This window comes from Salinarimonas sp. (genome assembly GCF_040111675.1).
In the GTDB taxonomy this organism is placed as follows: domain Bacteria; phylum Pseudomonadota; class Alphaproteobacteria; order Rhizobiales; family Beijerinckiaceae; genus Salinarimonas.
In genome coordinates this window covers 3,507,692-3,530,199 of record NZ_CP157794.1, presented here as the reverse complement: position 1 = coordinate 3,530,199, position 22,508 = coordinate 3,507,692, and the positions used below count along the sequence as shown (strand labels likewise).

17 protein-coding genes are annotated in these 22,508 nt (G+C 69.8%); 7 read left to right on the top strand and 10 right to left on the bottom strand.

What is annotated here, in order from left to right; all coding sequences use genetic code 11:
• Positions 1-122: 122 nt before the first annotated feature.
• The 3 genes from ABL310_RS16250 to uvrA form a co-directional block, all read right to left on the bottom strand.
• Entirely contained in the window at positions 123-1,928 is a 1,806-nt protein-coding gene (locus tag ABL310_RS16250; protein WP_349368050.1) for an IlvD/Edd family dehydratase, read from the bottom strand.
• A gap of 205 nt (positions 1,929-2,133) precedes the next feature.
• Entirely contained in the window at positions 2,134-2,349 is a 216-nt protein-coding gene (locus ABL310_RS16245; protein WP_349368049.1) for a hypothetical protein, read from the bottom strand.
• Between the two features lie 223 nt (positions 2,350-2,572).
• Entirely contained in the window at positions 2,573-5,635 is a 3,063-nt protein-coding gene (gene uvrA, locus ABL310_RS16240; protein WP_349368048.1) for an excinuclease ABC subunit UvrA, read from the bottom strand.
• Between the two features lie 333 nt (positions 5,636-5,968).
• Here uvrA and ABL310_RS16235 point away from each other — a divergent pair, with 333 nt between their 5' ends.
• Entirely contained in the window at positions 5,969-6,487 is a 519-nt protein-coding gene (locus ABL310_RS16235) for a fasciclin domain-containing protein (protein WP_349368047.1), read from the top strand.
• Positions 6,488-6,546: 59 nt separating this feature from the next.
• On the opposite strand, the gene ABL310_RS16230 is transcribed toward ABL310_RS16235, so the two are convergent.
• Positions 6,547-7,080 carry a MarR family transcriptional regulator gene (locus ABL310_RS16230; RefSeq protein WP_349368046.1) on the bottom strand — a complete coding sequence of 178 codons (534 nt, stop codon included), beginning with the start codon at positions 7,078-7,080 and terminating at the stop codon, positions 6,547-6,549.
• 123 nt (positions 7,081-7,203) lie between these two features.
• Between ABL310_RS16230 and ABL310_RS16225 the strand changes: the two genes are divergently transcribed.
• Genes ABL310_RS16225 through ABL310_RS16215 form a run of 3 tightly spaced genes read left to right on the top strand, consistent with a single transcriptional unit; the run spans position 7,204 to position 11,938 of the window.
• Positions 7,204-8,982: an N-acetylglutaminylglutamine amidotransferase gene (locus ABL310_RS16225; protein WP_349368045.1), complete on the top strand. Its 1,779-nt coding sequence runs from the start codon at positions 7,204-7,206 to the stop codon at positions 8,980-8,982.
• Between the two features lie 50 nt (positions 8,983-9,032).
• Positions 9,033-10,775 (top strand): N-acetylglutaminylglutamine synthetase, encoded by a 1,743-nt coding sequence (gene ngg, locus ABL310_RS16220; RefSeq protein ID WP_349368044.1) that lies wholly within the window; start codon positions 9,033-9,035, stop codon positions 10,773-10,775.
• Positions 10,775-11,938 carry an osmoprotectant NAGGN system M42 family peptidase gene (locus ABL310_RS16215; RefSeq protein WP_349368043.1) on the top strand — a complete coding sequence of 388 codons (1,164 nt, stop codon included), beginning with the start codon at positions 10,775-10,777 and terminating at the stop codon, positions 11,936-11,938. Before ngg ends, ABL310_RS16215 begins: the two co-directional genes overlap by 1 nt.
• 133 nt (positions 11,939-12,071) lie before the next feature.
• Here ABL310_RS16215 and argC read toward each other — a convergent pair whose 3' ends face one another.
• Positions 12,072-12,992, bottom strand: a complete 921-nt coding sequence (gene argC, locus ABL310_RS16210; RefSeq protein WP_349368042.1) for an N-acetyl-gamma-glutamyl-phosphate reductase — start codon at positions 12,990-12,992, stop codon at positions 12,072-12,074.
• Between the two features lie 197 nt (positions 12,993-13,189).
• Positions 13,190-14,419: a DUF6575 domain-containing protein gene (locus ABL310_RS16205; protein WP_349368041.1), complete on the bottom strand. Its 1,230-nt coding sequence runs from the start codon at positions 14,417-14,419 to the stop codon at positions 13,190-13,192.
• Between the two features lie 604 nt (positions 14,420-15,023).
• Here ABL310_RS16205 and ABL310_RS16200 point away from each other — a divergent pair.
• Positions 15,024-15,539: a hypothetical protein gene (locus ABL310_RS16200; RefSeq protein WP_349368040.1), complete on the top strand. Its 516-nt coding sequence runs from the start codon at positions 15,024-15,026 to the stop codon at positions 15,537-15,539.
• A gap of 247 nt (positions 15,540-15,786) precedes the next feature.
• Here the strand turns inward: ABL310_RS16200 and ABL310_RS16195 are convergent, their stop codons facing one another.
• The 3 genes from ABL310_RS16195 to ABL310_RS16185 are packed head-to-tail and all read right to left on the bottom strand — an operon-like array spanning position 15,787 to position 20,001.
• Positions 15,787-17,052 carry a c-type cytochrome gene (locus ABL310_RS16195; protein WP_349368039.1) on the bottom strand — a complete coding sequence of 422 codons (1,266 nt, stop codon included), beginning with the start codon at positions 17,050-17,052 and terminating at the stop codon, positions 15,787-15,789.
• A gap of 4 nt (positions 17,053-17,056) precedes the next feature.
• Positions 17,057-19,009 carry a molybdopterin biosynthesis protein gene (locus ABL310_RS16190; RefSeq protein ID WP_349368038.1) on the bottom strand — a complete coding sequence of 651 codons (1,953 nt, stop codon included), beginning with the start codon at positions 19,007-19,009 and terminating at the stop codon, positions 17,057-17,059.
• Positions 19,006-20,001 (bottom strand): hypothetical protein, encoded by a 996-nt coding sequence (locus ABL310_RS16185; RefSeq protein ID WP_349368037.1) that lies wholly within the window; start codon positions 19,999-20,001, stop codon positions 19,006-19,008. The genes ABL310_RS16190 and ABL310_RS16185 overlap by 4 nt, the downstream gene beginning before the upstream one ends.
• Before the next feature lie 71 nt (positions 20,002-20,072).
• Between ABL310_RS16185 and ABL310_RS16180 the strand changes: the two genes are divergently transcribed.
• Together ABL310_RS16180 and ABL310_RS16175 are read left to right on the top strand one after the other, a co-directional pair.
• Positions 20,073-20,333 carry a sulfurtransferase TusA family protein gene (locus tag ABL310_RS16180; RefSeq protein ID WP_349368036.1) on the top strand — a complete coding sequence of 87 codons (261 nt, stop codon included), beginning with the start codon at positions 20,073-20,075 and terminating at the stop codon, positions 20,331-20,333.
• The gene (locus ABL310_RS16175; protein ID WP_349368035.1) at positions 20,330-20,857 is read left to right on the top strand and encodes a DUF2478 domain-containing protein; all 528 of its coding nucleotides are present in this window, start codon (positions 20,330-20,332) and stop codon (positions 20,855-20,857) included. The genes ABL310_RS16180 and ABL310_RS16175 overlap by 4 nt, the downstream gene beginning before the upstream one ends.
• A gap of 622 nt (positions 20,858-21,479) precedes the next feature.
• Here the strand turns inward: ABL310_RS16175 and ABL310_RS16170 are convergent.
• Positions 21,480-22,475: an IS5 family transposase gene (locus tag ABL310_RS16170; RefSeq protein WP_349368034.1), complete on the bottom strand. Its 996-nt coding sequence runs from the start codon at positions 22,473-22,475 to the stop codon at positions 21,480-21,482.
• Between the last annotated feature and the right edge of the window lie 33 nt (positions 22,476-22,508).

Here is a 22,508-nt window from a genome sequence, read left to right as displayed (position 1 = left end):
AGCGCTCCTGGCCAAGTCGTCCGGCCGAAAACTCGATGCTGTTCAGATAAGGGGGAAATGGGGCGTTTCCAAGATGGCCGGCGTGGATATTTTCGCGGCTCCGCGCCGGCCCCGCCCACCCCTCAATGATTGTCCCGCGGCACCCCGAACGTCGAGGCGATGCGCTGGTACTTCACCGCGGGCTTCAGCGTCATGCCGTCCGACAGCTGGTCGACCATGGCGCGCTGGATCTCCTGCCAGGGCGTCTGGCTCGCCGGGTGGGGGAAGCCGCCCTTCGCCGCGAGATCGGCGCGGCGGCGCTCCAGCTCCTCGGGCGGGAGCAGGATGTCGGCCGAGCGCTCGTTGAGGTCGATGCGGATGCGATCGCCCGTCTGCAGCAGGGCGAGCCCGCCGCCCGCCGCCGCCTCGGGGGAGGCGTTGAGGATCGAGGGCGAGGCCGAGGTGCCGGACTGGCGCCCGTCGCCGATGCAGGGGAGCGCCCGCACGCCGCGGCGGATCAGCTCGCCCGGCGGCTGCATGTTCACCACCTCCGCCGCGCCGGGATAGCCGATCGGCCCCGCCCCGCGCATGATCAGGATCGCGTCCTCGTCGATGCCGAGCGCCGGGTCGTCGATGCGGGCGTGGTAGTCCTCCGGCCCGTCGAACACGACGGCGCGGCCCTCGAAGGCAAGCGGGTCGTCGGGGCTCTCGAGATAGCGCTGCGCGAATTCCTTCGAGATCACGCTCGTCTTCATGATGGCGCTCTCGAACAGCGTGCCCTTGAGATGGAGGAAGCCCGCCTTCTCGCGCATCGGCCGCTCGTAGGGGCGGATCGTCTCGCGGTCCCAGGAATGCTTGCCGCGGCAATTCTCGCCGATCGTATGGCCGTTGGCGGTGATCGCGCCCTCGTGGATCTTGCCGACGTCGATCAGCTCGGCCAGGACGGCGGGCAGGCCGCCGGCCCGGAAATATTCCTCGCCGAGGAAGCGCCCGGCCGGCTGCATGTCGACGAGGAGCGGGATCTCGAAGCCGACCCTCTCCCAGTCGTCGCAATCGAGCGGCACGCCCACGTGCTTGGCGATGGCGTTGACATGGATCGGCGCGTTGGTCGAGCCGCCGATGGCGGAGCAGGCGACGATCGCGTTCTCGAAGGCCTCGCGGGTGAGGATGTCGGAGGGCTTCAGGTCTTCCCACACCATCTCGACGATGCGCTTGCCCGTCTCGTAGCTGATCTGCCCGCGCTCGCGATAGGGCGCCGGGATCGCCGCCTGGCCGGGCAGCGACATGCCGAGCGCCTCGGCGAGCGCGTTCATGGTCGAGGCCGTGCCCATCGTGTTGCAATGGCCGTTCGAGGGCGCGGAGGAGCCGACGATGTCCATGAATTGCTGGAAGTCGATCTCCCCCGCCGCGTGCCGCTCGCGCGCGGCCCAGATGACGGTGCCCGAGCCCGTGCGCGCCCCGTCCATCCAGCCGTTGAGCATCGGGCCGACGTTGAGCGCGATCGCCGGGATGTCGACGGTCGCCGCCGCCATCAGGCAGGCGGGCGTGGTCTTGTCGCAGCCGGTGAGCAGCACCACGCCGTCGAGCGGGTAGCCGTAGAGCACCTCGACGAGGGAGAGGTAGGCGAGGTTGCGGTCGAGCGCGGCGGTGGGGCGCTTGCCGGTCTCCTGGATCGGGTGGCAGGGGAACTCGAGCGCCAGCCCGCCCGCCGCCGTGATGCCGTCGCGCACGCGCTTGGCGAGCTCGAGGTGGTGACGGTTGCAGGGCGCGAGATCCGAGCCGGTCTGCGCGATGCCGATGATCGGCTTGCCCGAGCGCAGCTCCTCGCCGGTGAGGCCGTAGTTCAGGTAGCGCTCGAGATAGAGCGCCGTCATGCCGGGGTTCTCGGGATTGTCGAACCACAGCCGCGAGCGCAGCTGGCTGGGCGTGATGCGGCGGTCTGCGGGCATGGCGGCGTTGCTCCCTCGTGTTTCCTCGAGAGGGATCATACGCGCGCTTGCGCGCCTGTCGACACGGCGGCGGGCTCCTTCGTGTTCGGGAAATGCAAGCCGGCCAGCGCATCGGCGCGCGGATGCCGGCGCGCGAAGGCGCCCATGAAAAAGGGACCCCCGGTGCGGAGGTCCCCGTCCGTTCCGGCCGCCTCGGCGGCCCGCCTCACGCCTCCGCGAGGCGGCTCTCGTCGACGGCGCGCATGTGGGGCTCGCGCTCGCTCTTGATGTGGTAGATCGCCTCGCCGTCGCGCTCGCCGGGGACGATGCGGATCACCTCGTAGGTGAGGGCCATCTGGTTGGGGTGGATGCGGATCATCTGCCGCTCGTCCGCGACGAGCCGCACCTTGTCGCCCAAAGAGAACCGCGCCTGGTCCAGCATGGTCGTGCCTCCTTCCGTGTTGGGGAGACAACGCCTGAGCTTCGAAGGAGTTCGGAGCTTGGCGGGAAGATTCCTGGAATGGGAACATATGTCGGGCGCCGGCATCGCCCCGCAGAGGGGTGGGCCGCATCGGCAGCCCGGAGGGGAGGGCGCGCGCCCGGCCCTCCCCACCCGTCGGCCTTCGGCCTCCTCCCTCCCCTGCGGGGAGGGGCCGGGCGGCGTGTCATTCCGCCGCCTGACGCGTCGCGCGCTTGCGCGCCGGCTTCTTCTCCGCGGCGGGTTTCTTCTCCCCGGCTCCTGCCTTCTTCCCCACCGCCTTCGTCGGCGTCTTCGTCGGCGTCTTGCCCGCCGTCCCGGCCGCGTCCTCGGTCACGCCGACCGTCTTCATCGGCCGGCGCGCCAGCACCTCCGCCAGGAACCGGCCCGTATGGCTGGCCTTCGCGGCGGCGATCTCTTCCGGCGTGCCCTCGGCGACGATGGTGCCGCCACCGTCGCCGCCCTCGGGGCCGAGGTCGATCACCCAGTCGGCGGTCTTGATGACCTCGAGATTGTGCTCGATGACGACGACGGTGTTGCCCTGGTCGGCGAGCTCGTGCAGCACCTCGAGCAGCTTCGCCACGTCGTGGAAATGCAGGCCCGTGGTCGGCTCGTCGAGGATGTAGAGCGTGCGGCCGGTGGCGCGCTTGGAGAGCTCCTTGGAGAGCTTCACCCGCTGCGCCTCGCCGCCGGACAGCGTGGTCGCCTGCTGGCCGACCTTGACGTAGCCGAGCCCGACGCGCGCGAGCGTCTCCATCTTCTCGCGGATCGAGGGCACCGCCTTGAACAGGTCGCGCGCCTCCTCGACCGTCATGTCGAGCACGTCGGCGATGGACTTGCCGCGATACTTCACCTCCAGCGTCTCGCGATCGTAGCGCTTGCCCTTGCAGACGTCGCAGGTGACGTAGACGTCCGGCAGGAAGTGCATCTCGATCTTGATGACGCCGTCGCCCTGGCAGGCCTCGCAGCGCCCGCCGCGGACGTTGAAGGAGAAGCGGCCGGGAAGGTAGCCGCGGGCCTTGGCGTCCGGCAATTGCGCGAACCACTCGCGGATGGGCGTGAAGGCGCCCGTATAGGTCGCGGGGTTCGAGCGCGGGGTGCGGCCGATGGGCGACTGGTCGATGTCGATGACCTTGTCGAGATGCTCGAGCCCCTCCAGCCGGTCGTGCGGGGCGGGATGCTCCATGGCGCCGTTGAGCTTGCGCGCCACGGACTTGTAGAGCGTGTCGACGACGAGCGTCGACTTGCCGCCGCCGGAGACGCCGGTGACGCAGGTGAAGGTACCGAGCGGAATCTCGACGTCGACGTTCTTGAGGTTGTTGCCCCGTGCGCCGACGACCTTCAGCGCCCGGCTCTTCTGGCCCTTGCGGCGCATCTTCGGCGTCTTCACCGCCATCTCGCCGGTGAGGTACTTGCCGGTGAGCGAGGCGGGGCTCGCCATCACCTGCGCGGGCGTGCCCTTGGCGATGATCTGGCCGCCGTGGATGCCGGCGCCCGGCCCGACGTCGACGACGTAGTCCGCCTGCAGGATGGCGTCCTCGTCGTGCTCGACCACGATCACCGTGTTGCCGAGGTCGCGCAGCCGCTTGAGCGTGCCGAGCAGCCGCTCGTTGTCGCGCTGGTGCAGGCCGATGGAGGGCTCGTCGAGCACGTAGAGCACGCCTGTGAGGCCGGAGCCGATCTGCGAGGCGAGGCGGATGCGCTGGCTCTCGCCGCCGGACAGCGTGCCCGAGGCGCGCGAGAGGGTCAGGTACTCGAGCCCCACGTCGTTGAGGAAGGTCAGCCGCTCGCGGATCTCCTTGAGGATCCGCCCGGCGATCTCCGTCTGCTTCTCGTTGAGCCGCGCCGGCAGCGCCTCGAACCAGCCGTGCGCCTCCTTCACCGAGAGCCGCTTCACGTCGCCGATGTCGCAGGCGGCGATCTTCACCGCGAGCGCCTCGGGCTTGAGCCGCTTGCCGCCGCAGGCGGCGCAGGGCGTCTCGGACATGTAACGCGAGATCTCCTCGCGCGCCCAGTCGCTCTCGGTCTCCTTGTAGCGCCGCTCGAGGTTGGGGATCACGCCCTCGAAGGGCTTCTTCACCTCGTAGGCGCGCAAGCCGTCGTCGTAGGCCATGCGCACGGCCTCGCCGCCCGAACCGTAGAGGATCACCTCCCGCGCCCTCGACGGCAGGTCGCGCCAGGCGACGCTGGTCTTGAAGCCGTAGTGCTTGGCCAGCGCGTCCAGCGTCTGGCCGTAATAGGGCGAGGTCGACTTCGCCCAGGGCGCGATCGCCCCGCGCTTCAGGGTGGCGCTCTCGTCCGGCACGATCAGGTCCGGGTCGATGCGCATCTCGTGGCCGATGCCGTCGCAGGTCGGGCAGGCGCCGAAGGGGTTGTTGAACGAGAACAGCCGCGGCTCGATCTCGGGGATGGTGAAGCCGGAGACCGGGCAGGCGAATTTCTGCGAGAAGGTCATGCGCTTGGGCGCGCCGCTCTCGTCCTTCTCGTCGGCCCATTCGATCACGGCGATTCCGTCGGCGAGCTCGAGCGCGGTCTCGAGGCTCTCGGAGAGCCGCGCGCCGATGTCCTCGCGCACCACGAGCCGGTCCACCACCACGTCGATGTCGTGCTTGAACTTCTTGTCGAGGGCCGGCGCGTCGGGGATCTCGTAATAGGCCCCGTCGATCTTCACGCGCTGGAAGCCCTTCTTCTGCCACTCGGCGAGCTCCTTGCGGTACTCGCCCTTGCGCCCGCGGATCACCGGCGCGAGCAGGTAGAGCCGCGTCTTCTCCGGCAGCGCCAGCACCCGGTCGACCATCTGCGAGACGGTCTGGCTCTCGATCGGCAGCCCCGTGGCGGGCGAGTAGGGCACGCCGACGCGCGCCCAGAGCAGGCGCATGTAGTCGTAGATCTCGGTGACCGTGCCCACCGTCGAGCGCGGGTTCTTCGAGGTGGTCTTCTGCTCGATGGAGATGGCCGGGGAGAGCCCGTCGATCTGGTCGACGTCCGGCTTCTGCATCATCTCGAGGAACTGGCGCGCATAGGCCGAGAGGCTCTCGACGTAGCGCCGCTGGCCCTCGGCGTAGATCGTGTCGAAGGCGAGCGAGGACTTGCCCGAGCCCGACAGCCCCGTGAGCACGACGAGCTTGTCGCGCGGGATCATCAGGTCGACGTTCTTGAGATTGTGCTCGCGCGCCCCGCGGACGGAGATCACGCGGGCGGTGGGATCGCCGGCGCGGGCGCGGTCGAACAGATCGTCGAGATCGGACATGCGGATGAGGCTCGTCGAAAGGAAGACGGACGGGGGCGGGCTCGGGACGCAGAGCACGCCCGCGGACCGCGTCGATATAGTGCGCCGACGCGCGCCCGCCATCGCCCCGGCCGCTCGGCGGCCCTGCGAATCGCGCACGCGACGCCGCACCCTCGGGCGGGCCGCCTCCTGGCTAGAACAAAACCGATACGATCGCAAGTCGGCGCATCCGCCTTCGGCCAGGACCTGCGCCCGATTTTCTCCGGCCGTTCACGCGGACCCGAAGCCGAACTCGCGCGTTGTAGAGCGCGCCGGGGGGCATGAGGAAAAGCCCAATTCACCAAGGAGAGCTTCATGCACACGATTCTCGCCCGCGGCGCCGCCGCGGCCTTCGCCGTGTCCCTCGCCGCGGCCCCGGCCCTCGCCCAGGAGCAGTCGATCGTCGAGCTGGCGTCGGGCAACGACGACCTCTCGACCCTCGTCACCGCCGTGCAGGAGGCCGAGCTGGTCGACACGCTCTCCGGCGAAGGGCCCTACACGGTCTTCGCGCCGACCAACGCCGCCTTCGAGGCGCTGCCCGAGGGCGCGCTCGACAATCTCCTCGCCGACCAGGAGCAGCTGCGCGGCGTGCTGATGTACCACGTCGTCGCCGGCGAGGTGATGGCGAGCGACCTCACGAGCCAGATCGAGGCCGGCGGCGGCCAGGCCGAGATCGAGACCGCCGGCGGCGAGACCCTCACCGCCAGCGTCGAGGGCGGCGAGGTCACGCTCACCGACCAGCAGGGCAACACGGTGACCGTCGCCCAGGCCGACATCGACGCCTCGAACGGCGTCGTCCACGTCATCGACGGCGTGCTGATGCCCGGCATGTGATCGTTCGGGGGGACACCCGAGACGCGAGGGCCGCGGGCGGGAACGCGCGCGGCCCTTCCTTACGCCGCCGGCTCCGCCGCCTCGCCCCTCAGCATGCCGGCGACCGCCTGGAAGGCCGCGACCAGCGCCCGGCGCTCGGCCGCCGGCAGGCGTGCGAGGTCGCCCAGGGCCGCGGGCGGCAGCAGGGGAGGGGCCTCGACCAGCGCCGCCGCGCCGGCCGGCGTGAGGCGCGTGTGCACGATCCGCCGATCGGCGGCATTGCGATAGCGCTCGACGAAACCGCGCTCCTCGAGCTTGTCGAGGATCGAGACCACGGTGCCGGCCGAGAGATCGCAATGGCGCGAGAGCAGGCTCGTCGTCACCTCGCCGCGGGCGCGCACGGCCTGCATCACCACGATTTGCGGGATGGTCAGTCCCGAGACCCGCGAGACCGCCTTGGAGCGCGTGTCGATGGCCTGCGCGATCACGCGGATCGCCTTCATCAGCGCCTCGATGTCGGCGGCCGTGGGATCCGCCTCGGCGAGCCCCGCGAGCGGGGCTGGGGGCGCCGCCGCGCCGGCGGGAACGAAGCGCAGCCGTTCGTCGTTCGTCATGCGAAAACCTCCGGAGATCATTTGACATCAAAACGTTCGAGCTGTAAACATTCGATCTCAAACGAACCCGGAGAGATACCGCGCCCGCTGCCGGCGGGGGCCAAGAGAAAGCGAAACCACGACATGTGCGGAATTTGCGGCGCGCTCAGCTTCGACGGCAGCCCGGCTTCGGCCGACGCCATCACCCGGATGACGGATGCGATGGCGCCCCGCGGGCCCGATTCGGAGGGGGTGGTCGCCCGCGGCCGCGTGGCCTTCGGCCATCGCCGGCTGAAGATCATCGACCTGTCGAACAAGGCCGAGCAGCCGATGGTCGATTCCGAGCTCGGCCTCACCATCGCCTTCAACGGCTGCATCTACAACTATCCGGAGCTGCGTCGCGAGCTCGAGGGGAAGGGCTATCGCTTCTTCTCCACCGGCGACACCGAGGTGATCCTCAAGGCCTACCACGCCTGGGGCCCGGACTGCGTCCAGCGCTTCAACGGCATGTTCGCCTTCGCGATCCACGAGCGCGAGAGCGGCCGCGTGGTGCTCGCGCGCGACCGCTTCGGCATCAAGCCGCTCTATCTCGCCAAGACGGCGAACGGCCTCGTCTTCGCCTCCTCGCTGCCGGCGATCCTCGCCGCCGACGAGAGCGTGGACCGCTCGGTCGATCCGGTGGCGCTGCAATTCTACATGTCCTTCCACGCCGTCGTCCCGGCGCCGTGGACCATGATCAAGGGCGTGCGCAAGCTCCCGCCGGCGACGATCCGCGTCATCGAGGCCGACGGCGCCTCCACCGAGCGGCGCTTCTGGGCGCTCGACTTCACCCGCACGGCCGAGGACGAGGAGCGCTCCTTCGAGGAGTGGCGCGACCTCACGCTCGACGAGCTGCGCAAGGCGGTCGCCCGCCGCATGGTGGCGGACGTGCCGGTGGGCGTGCTCCTCTCCGGCGGCGTCGATTCGAGCCTGATCGTCGGCCTCCTCGCCGAGGCCGGCCAGTCGGGCCTGCGCACCTATTCCATCGGCTTCGAGGAGGCGAACGGCGAGAAGGGCGACGAGTTCGTCTATTCCGACCTCATCGCGAAGCACTACGACACCGACCACACCAAGATCTTCATCCCCTCCACCGACATGCTGGACGCGCTCCCGGCGACGATCCGGGCCATGTCCGAGCCGATGGTCTCCTACGACAATGTCGGTTTCTATCTGCTGTCGCGCGAGGTGGCGAAGCACGTCAAGGTCGTGCAGTCCGGCCAGGGGGCGGACGAGGTCTTCGCCGGCTACCATTGGTACCCGAAGGTGGCGGGCTCCAACGACCCCGTCGGCGACTACGCCGAGGCCTTCTTCGACCGCTCGCACGCCCGGCTGAACGAGCATCTCGCCCCGGGCTGGCGGGTGGACAAGGACGAGGCGCGCGCCTTCGTCGAGGCGCATTTCGCGCAAGCCGGCGCGACCGACCCGGTCGACAAGGCGCTGCGTCTCGATTCCACCATCATGCTGGTGGACGATCCGGTGAAGCGCGTCGACAACATGACCATGGCCTGGGGCCTCGAGGCCCGCGTGCCGTTCCTCGACTACGAGCTCGCCGAGCTCGCCGCGCGCATCCCGTCCCGCCACAAGCTGGCGCACGGCGGCAAGGGCGTGCTCAAGGAGGCCGCGCGCAAGGTCATCCCGGCCGACGTCATCGATCGGCCGAAGGGGTATTTCCCCGTGCCGGCGCTGAAATACATCGAGGGACCGACGCTCGACATGGTGCGCGACACCCTCACCTCGCAGAAGGCGCGCGAGCGCGGCCTGTTCTCGGAGGCCTACCTGCAGCGGCTCTTCGACGACCCCCGCTCGGCGATCACGCCGCTGCGCGGCTCGGAGCTGTGGCAGGTGGCGCTGCTCGAGACCTGGCTGCAGAGCCACGGCCTGTAAAGCGCGGCCGATCCGAATCGCACACCCGTGACGGAAACCGGGGGCAGACCATGACCGACCTGAACCGCACCGACGCCGATCCCGCCCGCGTCGACCCCGCCGCCGTGCTCGCGCGCCCCAACGCCGCGATCGATTGCGGCTGGGGCCGGCTGCTCTTCGGCCAGACCTTCGACGACGTGACCGAGCTCGCCGAGGCCATGCGCGGCGAGCGGCCCGACCGGCGCGACATCGCCGTCTACGTGCGCGACCCGCACGTGGCGCTCGCCGCCGCGCCGCAGGAGATCTTCCTCGACCCGTCCCACACCTACCGGCTCGACCTCGCCTCCTACGAGAAGAGCGAGCGGCCCTATCACGGCTTCACCGTGCGCCGGCTCGACTCCCGCGCGGACGCCGACGCGGTGAACCGCATCTATGCCGGGCGCAGCATGGTGCCGGTGCCGCCGGAATTCTTCTGGGCGCGGCGGGATTCGCGGGCGATCATCCACCTCGTCGCCGAGGACGACGCGTCCGGCGCCATCGTCGGCACGGTGACGGGCGTCGATCACGCCCGCGCCTTCAACGATCCGGAGAGGGGCTCCTCGCTCTGGTGCCTCGCCGTCGACCCGCAGGCCACGGCGCCCGGCGTCGGCGAGGCGCTGGTGCGCGAGCTGGCCGAGCTGTTCAAGGCGCGCGGGGCGGCGTTCATGGACCTCTCGGTCATGCACGACAACGAGCACGCCATCGCGCTCTACGAGAAGCTCGGCTTCGAGCGCCTGCACGTGTTCACCTTGAAGCGCAAGAACCCGATCAACGAGAAGCTCTTCGCCGGCCCCGGCCCGGAGGAGACCCTCAACCCCTACGCCCGCATCATCACCAACGAGGCGCGCCGCCGCGGCATCGACGTCGAGGTGACGGACGCCGAGGGCGGCTTCTTCCGCCTCACCTACGGCGGGCGCTCGGTGCATTGCCGCGAGGCGCTCTGCGAGCTCACCACCGGCGTCGCGGTCTCGATCTGCGACGACAAGGCGGTGACCCGCCGCATCGTCGCGCGCGCCGGCGTCGTCGTACCCGAGCAGATCGAGGCCGGCGGCGACGAGGCCGCCCTCGCGGAGTTCCTGCGGACGCACGGCGCCGTCGTCGTCAAGCCCGCGCGGGGCGAGCAGGGCAGGGGCGTCGCGGTGGGCGTCGAGACCATGGACGACCTGCGCGCCGCGATCGAGGTCGCCAAGGAGCAGTGCGAGCGCGTGCTGATCGAGCAGAAGGTCGCGGGCGAGGACCTGCGCCTCGTCGTCATCGACTACCGCCTGGTCGCCGCCGCCGTGCGCCGGCCCGCGCGCGTCGTCGGCGACGGCGAGCGCACGATCCGCGAGCTGATCGAGCGCCAGAGCCGTCGGCGCATGGCGGCGACGGGGGGCGAGAGCCGCATCCCCCTCGACGGCGAGACCGAGCGCTGCGTCGTCAAGGCGGGCTTCTCCCTCGACGACGTCGCGCCCGACGGGCAGGAGGTGGTCGTGCGCCGCACGGCGAACCTGCACACGGGCGGCACGATCCACGACGTCACCGCCCACGTCCACCCCCGCCTGGTCGAGGCGGCGGTGAAGGCGGCGCGGGCCATCGACATTCCCGTGGTCGGGATCGATTTCATGGTTCCCTCGCCCTACGAGCCGACCTACGCTTTCATCGAGGCGAACGAGCGGCCCGGCCTCGCCAATCACGAGCCGCAGCCGACGGCGGAGCGGTTCGTGGACCTGCTCTTCCCCCTCTCCATCCCGGCCGCCGTGCGGCAGGCCCATTCCTACGAGCGACGAGACTGATGCACCGGCTGACGATCGACACGGCGTACCTGAGGGACAGGCTCGCCGAGCTCCTCGGCATTCCCTCTCCCACCGGCTACACCGATTCGATCGTCCGCCACGTCTGCCGTGAGCTGGAGCGGCTCGGGCTGTCCTACGACATCACCCGCCGCGGCGTGGTGCGCACCAAGCTCACCGGCAAGCGCCACAAGCCGGCGCGTGCGCTGGTCGGGCACGTCGACACGCTCGGCGCGCAGATCATGCAGCTGAAGGCCAACGGCCGGCTCGAGCTCGTGCCCATCGGCAATTGGTCGGCGCGCTTCGCCGAGGGCGCGCGCGCCACGATCTTCTCCGAGAAGGGCACCTATCGCGGCACCATCCTGCCGCTGAAGGCCTCCGGCCACGCCTTCAACGAGGGCGTCGACGAGCTGCCGGTGGGCTGGGACTATGTCGAGCTGCGCGTCGACGCCATGAGCCGCGCCCGCCACGACCTCGTCAAGCTCGGCATCGACGTCGGCGACATCGTCGCCATCGACCCGCAGCCCGAATTCCTCGAGAACGGCTTCATCGTCTCGCGCCATCTCGACGACAAGGCCGGCGTCGCCGCCATGCTCGCCGCCATCAAGGCGCTCACCGAATCCGGGATCGAGCCCGACGTCGACACGTTCTGGCTGTTCACCATCGCCGAGGAGGTTGGTGTCGGCGCCTCCGCCGCGCTCGGCGAGGACGTCGCCGCCATCGTCTCCGTCGACAACGGCGTCTCGGCGCCCGGCCAGAACTCGGACGAGTTCGGCGTCACCATCGCCATGGCCGACCAGACCGGGCCCTTCGACTTCCACCTCACCCGCAAGCTGGTGCGCCTCGCCCGCGACAACGACATCCGCTTCCAGAAGGACGTCTTCCGCTACTACCGCTCGGATTCCGCCGCCGCCCTCGTCGCCGGCCACGACGTGCGCACCGCGCTGATCACCTTCGGCATCGACGCCTCCCACGGCTACGAGCGCATCCACATGCACGCGCTGCGCTCGCTGGCCGAGCTGATGACGGCCTACGTCTCCTCGCCGGTGGAGATCACCCGCGACGTCAACGAGATCCAGCCGGGGCTGCGGGGCTTCACCCACCAGCCGATGTCGCGGGCGGAGCAGAGGGCGGCGGTGCCGCCGGCGGAGGAGAGTGGGGTGTAGGGGGGCGCGACGCCGCCATCTCCCCGAAGGGGAGGTGGGCCGCGTCAGCGGCCCGGAGGGGCGGGCGCGGTCGTTGCGGACGCTCCCCACCCGTCGGCTCTTCGAGCCTCCTCCCTCACCTGCGCCGGTCCCGTCACCCCAGGCCCAGCATCAGCCCGATGTTCTGCACCGCGGCGCCCGACGCGCCCTTGCCGAGATTGTCGAGGCGGGCGACCAGCAGCGCGTGGCGCATGCCCTCGTTCGCGTAGACGCGCAGTTCGAGGGCGTCGGTGCCGTTGAGCGCCTCGGGCTCGATCCGGCTCTCGCCCGCGGTCGGGACGACGCGCACGAGCCCGCCCTCGCCGTAAGAGGCGGCGAGCGCCGCCTCGAGGTCGGAGGCCTTCGGCGATCCCGGCAGCGCGTCGAGGTGGAGCGGCACGGACACCAGCATGCCCTGGCGGAAATTGCCGACGGACGGCACGAAGATCGGCCGGCGGGCGAGCAGCGAATAGCCCTGCACCTCCGGCACGTGCTTGTGCTCGAGGGTGAGGCCGTAGAGCTCGAAGACGGGCGCCGTCCCCGCCTCGTAGGCCTCGATCATCTGGCGCCCGCCGCCGGAATAGCCGGAGACGGCGTTGATCGTGACGGGAAAGTCCCGCGGCACGAGCCCCGCCTCGACGAGGGGGCGCAGGAGCGCGATGGCGCCCGTCGGATAGCAGCCGGGGTTCGAGACGAGCCGCGCCGTCGCGATCGCCTCGGCCTGGCCCGGCGCCATCTCGGCGAAGCCGTAGGTCCAGGCGGGGTCGACCCGGTGGGCGGTGGAGGCGTCGAGGATCTTCGGCGCGCGATCGCCGAGTTCCGCCGCCAGCGCGACGGATTCCTTCGCGGCCGCGTCGGGCAGGCAGAGCACGACGAGATCGACGGACGCCATCATCTCGCGGCGCGCCGCCGGGTCCTTGCGGTGGGCCGGGTCGATCGAGCGCACGACGATCTCGCGCACGTCCGCGAGCTTTTCGCGGATCTCGAGCCCCGTGGTGCCGGCTTCGCCGTCGATGAAGAGCGTGGGTTCGGGCATGGTGGTCGTCCCGTGGTCGGTCAGGAGGAAGGGCGGACACGAAAAAGGCCGCGCAGGGGGCGCGGCCTCGCGGGCGTTCGGCGCGGACGCGCGCGCCTCATCGCCGCCGCGAGGCGGAGATCGGCAGACGTCGGGCGCGGGCGCGGATCGTGATCATGGCCTCTCTCATGCGCCCAGGCGTCGCGCCTGTCAACCGCTCAAGCGTCATCAAGGCCAAGGAGGATGTAGGAAGTTGCCTCCTCGCCGCTCATCTCATTTACATCGCGCCGGACCTGAATCTTGCCGCGTTGCCGCGTATCAACGCCTTTTCCTTGCATCCCTGGAAGCAATGAATCACTAATCCTTCCCGCAATTGCGACACCTTCGTCTTCCAAAAGAAAATACTTCGATTTTAGATTCACAGCTCGCAGATTTCCAACGAAAAATATTAGCTCTGGTTTCTCTTCTGATGCCCTGTCGAGCATGCGCTCGATAACACGGATCGAGTTGAAACTCGCCTCCGCCCTCATTGTCTCCGACGAGCTCGGAATACCAACTTCAAATGCAACGTCAGTTCCCATACGGCGTACACTCTTGACGTATGCTCTGAAAGCGGAAATCTGACTTGGTGAGAGATCAAAAAGTTCTTTTCTTAGTGAATCTAGTTCTCCGGTTGCGCTAATAACGCGTAGCAGGAGAGATATAGCTTTGTCCGAACCAGTGTCGCCAAAAAGGCCAGCATCATCCGCTTCAATTCGAATTCCAAAGGAAGAAGGAAAAACTGCTACTGCATTCAAACGAGTTGCCTTTCGCGTCTCGTTACCCAACACGTCGAATAGGCGCTGCAATGCACTGAGGTATCCTGACAGATTCTGCAGAGGAACATACCGACGATGCTGGTCCCCGTACGGTTTCAAGGTGACATCGAATACGGGACGTCTTGAGATACGTGCCGCCTCAGATACGCTCGTTCTCAGGCTACTCAACAGATCCTGAACGAGCCCATCGTCTCTCCAAAATGGCGTGAATGGACTTTCGAACGCTCTTGGCGCGCGGGATACAACCTCACCGATATCAAATGCAGATTCCTGAAGCACCAGCTCTTTTCCGTCTGCTACCGGAAAATATGAAACAGGCAGGTCTATGGGGTTCACCGCCTTCACATAGACATTGTCCTTCTGATAAACAATTTTATATAGACGCTTTCCTTCTTCTGGATAGCGAAAAATAGTGTGCAAGTCTACTTCTTCATCAATCATTTTCCGTACGCGGAGATCAGAAATCTCAACGAACAACCAATTGTCGCCGTTCTCATCCTCGGGTCCATGAACTGCCGCAAAGACTGTTCCTTTGGAGTTTTTGCAAGTAAAAAGTTGTGGCCCATCATAGTCTACGAGGACCTCAAGGTATTGTAATTTTCCTAGACGTGTGCCGAGGGGGAGGGTCATGGCACGATCCGAAAATACTGATGACGTACGATACCCTTTGCGGGCCACCAGGACCAGTGGCTTTTTACGAGTCCTGGAGTGTTTTTCATCTTTCCGGCATCCCAGGGTATGATCCCGACCGAGATTAGGTGCTTAGCAAAGAAGGGAATTTTTCTGCGTACTTTTTCAGCACCTTCTCGATCGGAAAACGTTGAGACGGAACACCTCTGACAAGGATCTTTGTTCGGGTGCTTCTTCTCCTCGTACGTCGTAAGAAAATGCTCTGGCCGGATCGGGTTCGACGGCACCAAACGGAACAGCTCCTTGGGTCCGTTCACAGCATCACTCGGGGGACACCCCCGAGGAACATAATCTTCGAATGCGATGGCCGCACCAGAGCGTTCAGTTTGGTTCGCTTTCCGCGGAACACCGGCCCTCGCATCAGTAGCTTTATTTCTGCTCATCCCCAGCCCGCTCACGCTGTGCGACTGTCACCCAGCCCCAGAAAAGGCCTACCAATAAGGGTACAAGGCGTCAACGATCAACGCAACGGACCGGGGGGAACCTGAAACGCGCGTGTTCATTTTGCTCTTCTCAGAATTGTGGTGGCAGGAGGAAGCCGATCATGGCCCAGACCGCGAAGAAATCCGACCCGAAGCTCTGGGACAAGGTCAAGCGCGACGTGACCAAGTCCAGCAAGGGCGGGCGGCCCGGGCAATGGTCGGCGCGCAAGGCGCAGATGGCGACGCAGGAATACAAGTCCCGCGGCGGCGGCTACGAGGGCCCGAAGCAGGAGGACACCCACCTCCACAAATGGACCGAGGAGGAATGGGGCACCAAGTCCGGCGAGAAGAGCACCGAGACCGGCGAGCGCTATCTCCCGAAGAAGGCGCGCGAGAACCTCTCCGAGGAGGAGTACGAGCGCACGACGAAGAAGAAGCGGGCGGACACGAAGAAGGGCAAGCAGTTCTCCGGCCAGCCGAAGGACGTGGCGAAGAAGACCGCCCGGCACCGGGATACGGGCAGATCCTCGGGCAAGTCGGAGCCGACCAAGGCCGAGCTCTACGAGAAGGCGAAGAAGCAGGACATCCCCGGCCGCTCGAAGATGTCGAAGCAGGAGCTGATGAAGGCGGTGCGCTGACGATCCGAGCGACTGCGGGTCCGAACGACGCCTATGTCATCCCGGATTGCGAAGCAAGTCCGGGACCCATACCTTCCGTCGTATGTTCAGCGTGCGCGACAGCGCGCGCGTCCCACATCCGAGGTGCCGGCGTCATCGACGGAGGGACGCGGCGTTGCACGCCGCTCGGGATTGGGCGGCGGATCTGGGTCTTGGATCGCCTTCGGCGTCCGGGATGACATCGATTCGCTCCCAGCGTCGGCGCCCCTCACCGCGTCGCCTCGGCCAGGAACTCGACGAGCGCCTGCCGGTCGGCGGGGTCGAGGATGCGCTGCTCGGGCATCTTCGAGCCGGGCGTGTAGGCGGTGGGGCCGTGCTCGAACAGGGCGGCCACCGTCTCCGGCGTCCAGACGATGTCCATCCGCGTCAGCGCGGGCGAATAGTCGTAGCCCTCCGCCGTGGCGATGCGCCGGCCGAAAATGCCCGCGAGCGTCGGCCCGGCGCGCTCGCCCTCGTCCGCCGAGAGCGTGTGGCAGGCGGCGCAGGCGCGGTAGACCTCCGCCCCGCGCGAGCCGGTGAAGCGCGCGAGCGGATCCTTAGCGGCGCCGATCACCGCAGCCCCGATGGGCTCGCCGGTCGCGGCATTCCAGCGCCGGACCACGGCGTCGCCGCCCCCGGTATAGAGGATCTCCCCGTCGGGCGCGTAGGCGAGCGACCAGACCGGCAGGCCGGGGCCCACCAGCGTGAACAGCGTCTCCCGCGCGGCGCGGTCCACGATCGCCACCGAGCCACGGATCGTCGCGGCCGCGACCTGCGCGCCGTCCGGAGAGACGGCGAGGGCGATGATCGGGAGCGGCTGCGTCTCGATCTCCGCCAGAAGCGCGCCCTCGGGCGAGAGCAGCCGCACGACGCCGTCCGCCCCGCCCGCGACGATCTCCCCGTCCGGCGCGATCGCCAGCGCGTTGAGCGGCGTCGGCAGCGTGACGGTGCGGGGCGTGTCGCCCTCCCAGATCCGCAGCGTCGCGTCGTAGCCGGCGCTGACCGGCGTCCCGTCCGGCGCGAACGCGACGGCGTTGACGTTGCCGTCGTGGCCCCGAAGCACACGAGCCTCGCCTTCGTTCAAGGGCATGAGCCGCACGGTTCCGTCCCAGGCGGCGGAGGCGAGGGTCGCGCCGTCGGGCGAGACGGCGAGACCGACGATCGGGGCCTCGTGCGCCGCCTCGACGCGCTCGGGATCGGGCGCGCCCGGGCGCCAGAGCGCGACGCGCCCGTCGGCGCCGCCGGTGGCGATGCGCCCGTCGGGCAGGATTGCGACCGCGTTCACCGGCCCGTCGTGATGGCGCAGCACCTGCGCGGCGGCGTCGGCCGACAGGTCCCAGAGGATGGCGCGGTTGTCGAAGGAGCCGGACACGGCGATCTCGCCCGAGGGCGCGATCGCCAGCGCCCTGACCGGCCCGCCATGGCCGCGCATCTCCGCCTGAGCGGGGCCCGAGAGGGCGAGGATCATCGAAAGCGCGAGCGCGACGAGACGCATGGGGTCAGGACCTCGGGGCGGGGGTGAAGCCGAGCGCGGCGAGCGCCCGCATGGTCTCGGGGGCCGCGAGCGCGGCGAGGAAGGCGGCGACGCCCGGCCGGTCCCGGCGGGTCTCGACGAGGGCGAAGTCGTACTGCTCTTCCGAGAGCGGCAGGAAGCCGAGCCCGTAGGCCTCGGCGACGGGGGCGATGGCGAGGCCCCAATCGGCGCGGCCCTGCGCCACAGCGGCGGCGACGGCGTTGTGGGATCTCGGCTGGTTCCAATACCCGTCCGGCCGCGCCCCGGCGAGGAGCCCATCGAGGAGGATGCGCGTGCCGGCGCCCTGGTTGCGGCCGACCATGAGGCAGGACGGATCGGCCTTCGCCGCCGCGATCGCGGCGCGCGCGTCCCTGCCCTCGAAGCGCGCGTCGCCGCGGCGGAAGACGACGCCCTGCATCCGCCGCCAGCCGGGGACGAGGGTCAGGCCCGGCGCGAGGAAGGGGGTGTTGTAGGTGCCGCTCTTCGGGTCGAGGAGGTGGATCGGGGCGAGGTCGCACTCCCCGCGCTTCGCCGCGGCGAGCCCGCCGAGGCTGCCGACCGCGATCACCCGCGCCGTGAGCCCGGGCAGGCGGGCGATGACGGCGTCGAGGCCGGTGCAATGGCTCCCGGCGATCACGAGATCGGGCACGCGCACCTGCGGCGTGAGCAGCCGCACCGGGACCTCGGCCCCCGCCGGCAGCGCGTCCGCGAGCGCCTCGATGGCGAGGAAGCCGTCGGCCTGGGAGAACGAGGTGACGGAGCCCGAGCCCTTCCCGGTCGGGTAGGCGACGAGCCCGTCCGCGCCCTGGACGAGCGCGCTCATCACGTATTCGGTGCGGCCGAGCTCGGAGGCGATGCGCACCGGCACGCGGGCCGAGACCGTGCCCTCCGCCCGCGGCGGCAGGCCGGCGAGGGCGCGCAGCACGGGCGCGATCATGTCGTGGAAGGTGAACATGGCCGAGGTCGGGAAGCCCGGCAGCACCACCACCGCCTTGCCGTCGCAGACGGCCAGGCAGAGCGGCTTGCCGGGTTTCAGCGCCACCCCGTGGGCGACGATCCCCGGCGCGCCGAGGCGCCCGACGATGCGGTAGGTGAGGTCCCCCGCGCCCTTCGAGGTGCCGCCCGAAAGGACCACCATGTCGCATTCGGCATGCGCCCGCCGGAGCGCCGCCTCGAGCGCCGCCTCGTCGTCGGGGACGGCGCCGTAGGCGACGGGCGCGCCGCCGTTCTCGGCGATCGCCGCGGCGACGACGGGGCCGTTCGAATCGTAGATCTGCGCCGGCCCGAGCGGCGTCCCCGGCGCGACGAGCTCGTCGCCCGTCGAGAGCACGGCGACGCGCGGGCGGTCGAACACGGCGACCTCGGCGATCCCCACCGCCGCGAGCATGCCGATCTCCCGCGCGCCGATCACCGTGCCCGCCCGCAGCAGCGTCTCGCCGCGCGCGATGTCGGAGCCGGCGAAGGCGACGAACTGGCCGGGGTTCGGTGCGCGCCGCACGGCGACGCCCGGACCGCCGGGCGTCTCCACCGGGCCGGTATGCTCGATCATCACCACCGCGTCCGCCCCGCGCGGGATCGGCCCGCCGGTCGCGATCGGCGTCGCGCTTCCGGGCGCGACCGCGATCGTGGGCGCGACGCCGCAGGCGATCACCTCGTCGTTGAGGAGAAGCGTCACCGGTGCGGCCTCGGAGGCGTCCGCGAGGTCGGCGGCGCGCACGGCGAAACCGTCGACGCCGGAACGGTCGAAGGGCGGCGCGTCGACCGCCGCGCGCACGTCCTCCGCCAGCGGCCGGCCCAGCGCCTCCGCGAGAGGGAGGCTCACGCGCCGCAGCGGCGCGGGTCGCAGAGCGGCGGCGAAGCGCGCGGCCGCCTCCTCGCGGGATAGGACGGTCAGGAACTGTGCCTGCGCCCGGGACGGCGCGCGGTCGGTCTTCGTCATGGCAGCATCCACACGGCGATGCTCTCGCCCGCCGCATGGCCCTCGCTTTCGGGCGCGAGCAGGGTGAACGCGTCGGCGCGGGCGAAGGTCGCGAGGGTGAGATCGCCGACGGCGAGCGACGCACAGGCGTCGCCGTCGCGGGCGAGGAGGGCGACCTCGGCGAGGCCGACGCTCGAGGTCAGCGGGGTCGCCAGACGGGCGGGCCGTGGCGGCGGCGGCTCCGCGCCGGCGAGCGCGGCGAGCGCCGGCGGCAGCAGCGCCAGCGCCGCGCCGAGCGCGTCGCTGTCGAGGGCGGGGAGGATCGCGACGGGGACGCCGTCCGCGGTGCGCGCGAGGCGGGTCGTCTCGCCGGGGCGCAGAGCGAGGCCGTCCACGAGAATCTCGACGTCTCCCGAGGTCGTCGCCAGGACGAGATCGGCGTCTTCGAGCACGACCTCGCCGCCGAGCGCCGCTACGAGCCCCGCCAGGGCCGGCAGCCCCTCCAGCCGAACGCGCGGCGTGCAGACCGGCACCGTCGCGACGCCGAGCGCCGCCAGCGCCGCCGCGTCGCAGGCGCGCAGACGACGCCCCGCCGGAATCACCACCTCGCCCGCCCGCGCCTCCGCACCGGCGCGACGCACGTCGGTCCCCGGGGCGACCTCGGCCTGGATCTCGGGGATCGGCCCGTCCGTGAGCGCGTCCGCCGGCAGGACGGCGTCGCAGCCCTCCGGCAGCGGATCGCCGGCCGCGACGAAAGGCGGCGGCGCGAGGCAGGGCGCGGGCGCGTAGGGCGAGGCGCCGACCGTATCCGCCGCGGCGACGGCGAAGCCGGGACGCCGGGCGCGGGGGCGCTCGGGCACGGTCCGGGGCGTCCGCACGTCCTCCGCCAGGACGCGGCCGATCGCCTCGGCCGGGGCGCAGGGCCGCGGCGCGACACAACGCGCGTCGCCGAGCCACAGGGCGAGCGCTTGCGCGAGCGGCGTCAGCGGCCTAGGCGATGGGACGGACGTCACGGCCTCGTTCCTTGCAGCCGGCGCGATCCCGGCGTAAGCGTTTCTACAGACAGGCCGCAGACAAAGCCAGCATGAGCGAAACCCATCTCGACCTGCGCGGGCTCAAGTGCCCGCTCCCGGCGCTCAAGACCCGCAAGGCCCTGTCCAAGGCCGCGCCGGGCGCGGTGCTCGTCGTCTCCTGCACGGACCCGATGGCGGTGATCGACATCCCCCACCTGATCGGCCAGACCGGCGACGCCCTGGAGGGACAGGAGAAGCAGGCCGCCGAGAGCGGCGGCGAGATCCTGGTCTTCCGCATCCGCAAGGCGGGCGGGGCGAGGAGCGGCCCATGAGCGAGCCCCGCATCGCCGCCATCGTCTACGACCGCACCGACCCCGTCGACACGGTGCTCGCCGGCTTCGCCGAGCGCCTCGCGGCACACGGCCGCAGGGTGGCGGGCCTCGTCGACGCGGACCCCGCGCCCGACGCCTGCATCACCCGCGAGATGGCGCTTCGCGACCTCTCGACCGGCGCGGTGACGTCGATCTGCCAGGATCTCGGCGCGAATGCGCGCGGCTGCCGCATCGACCCGCGCGGGCTCGCGGAAGCGGGGGCGCTGCTGCGCGCCGGCCTCGCCGCGCGGCCGGATTGCGTGATCGTCAACAAGTTCGGGAAGATGGAGGCCGACGGGCTCGGCCTCGCCGACGAGATCGGCCATTGCGTGGCCGAGGGCGTGCCCCTCGTCATCGGCGTGCCCCGCCGCTTCCTCGACGCCTGGAACGCCTTCGCCGGCGGGCTGGACACGCCGCTGGCGTGCGACGCCGCCGCGCTCGACGCCTGGTGGACGGACACCGCCGCCGAGCCCGCGGGGCGGTGAGCCAGGCGATCGCTCGATGCAGGCTCTCCCCTCTCCCTCGTGGAGAGAGGCCGGGGGTGAGGGGCGTGCAGGACGATCTCGCCGTCGATGAAGCGCTGCAAGACGCGCGGCGCCTTCTCGGAACCTTCGGAGCGCTGCCCGACGCCCCTCACCCCTAGCCCCTCGCCCTCGTGGCCAGTCGCTTCACACATCGTTCCGCGCCGCTGGCAGCCGAGGACGAGCGACGTCGCGGAGCTGCTCGACGGGCGCCGAGCCTTTCTCCTTCCCTGTAGGGGAAGGTGGCTCGGCGAAGCCGAGACGGATGGGGCGCGCGGCACGCCCGTTCGGCGAAGCCGAAACGGACGGTCGCGCCGGACGCCGCCGTCGGCTTCCGCTTCGCGGAACGCGTCGCTTACGCGCCGCGCCCCATCCGTCACGCCGCCTGCGGCGGCGCGCCACCTTCCCCTACAGGATTCCTCTGCGAAACGGCGGCCTACGCCGCCATGGGCGCTCAGGAGGCGTTTTTTCGAGCGCCGGTTCGCGCGATCCCAGCCCTTCGGGGGCGCCGCGGGTGGCGCAGAGCCCCGTCTCGGGGGCGCCTCGGGCGCCAGAGCGGGCGCCCGAGGCGTGTTTCGGGCGGCGTTCATGCGCCCGCCGGCGCCCGTCGGCGCCGGTTCGGAGGCTCGAGGAGATGCACCGCGCGTTTGAGATTGTAGACCGTCACTGCCGCGACAGCGTCGACGCTCACCGTGCCGAGACGATGACATCGCGCGCGGCCCTGACCGTAGAGACGCTTCACGACGCTGAAGACGCCTTCGACGGGGGCGCGACGGCGGGAGATCAGCTTGTTGAGACGCTCCTTCCAGGGCGGCAGCGGCTTACGGTTGCTCGTGCGCCGGTGCATGATCCGGTCCTTGATGCCGGCACCCGCGAGCCGCTCGCGGCGCGCTTTCTGCGTGTAGCCGCGATCGGCGTAGACCGCCCGCTCGTCCCCGCAGATCAGCGCGTCGGCCGCCTCGCTGTCCGACACGCAATTGGGCGTCACCACGATCCGGCGCACCAGGAGCGACCCTTCGTCGACGCCGATCGACTGCTTGTAGCCGAAATAGGTCTTGTTGTTTTTGCGCGTGAAGGTCGCGTCCGGCGAGTGCGGGCTGCGCGCCGACGCCGCTCCCTTCTCGAAAGGCGGCTTGTTGTGGGCCGCCTCGGTCAGCGTGGCGTCGATCAGCGTGCCCTTCTTGACGATCAGTCCCTTGGTTTCGAGCTGGGCGTTGACCGCCTCGAAGCACGCCTCCAGAAGCCCCACCTCCGCCGCCGCGTGCCGGAAGCGCAGGATCGTCGTCTCGTCGGGCGTGCGCTCGTCCAGCCCGAAGCCGCAGAAGCGGCGGAACGAGAGCCTGTCGAGCAGGGCCGATTCCAGCTGCGGATCGGAGAGCTGATAAAGCGTCTGGAGGTACAACGCCTTGAGCATCGCGAGCGCCGCGTAGGGCGGGCGACCGGTCTGCCCCTTGCGGATCTCCCGCGCCTGCGCTTCCAGCGGGGTCCAGTCGATCAGTGCGTCGATCGCCTCCAACGGCTTGTTCGACCCGAGGCGAGAATCCGTGAAATGGTCGGCGAAGCTGATCTGAGAAGGCGCCATGACGAATCTCCAGAACCCGATCCATCCTCAGTG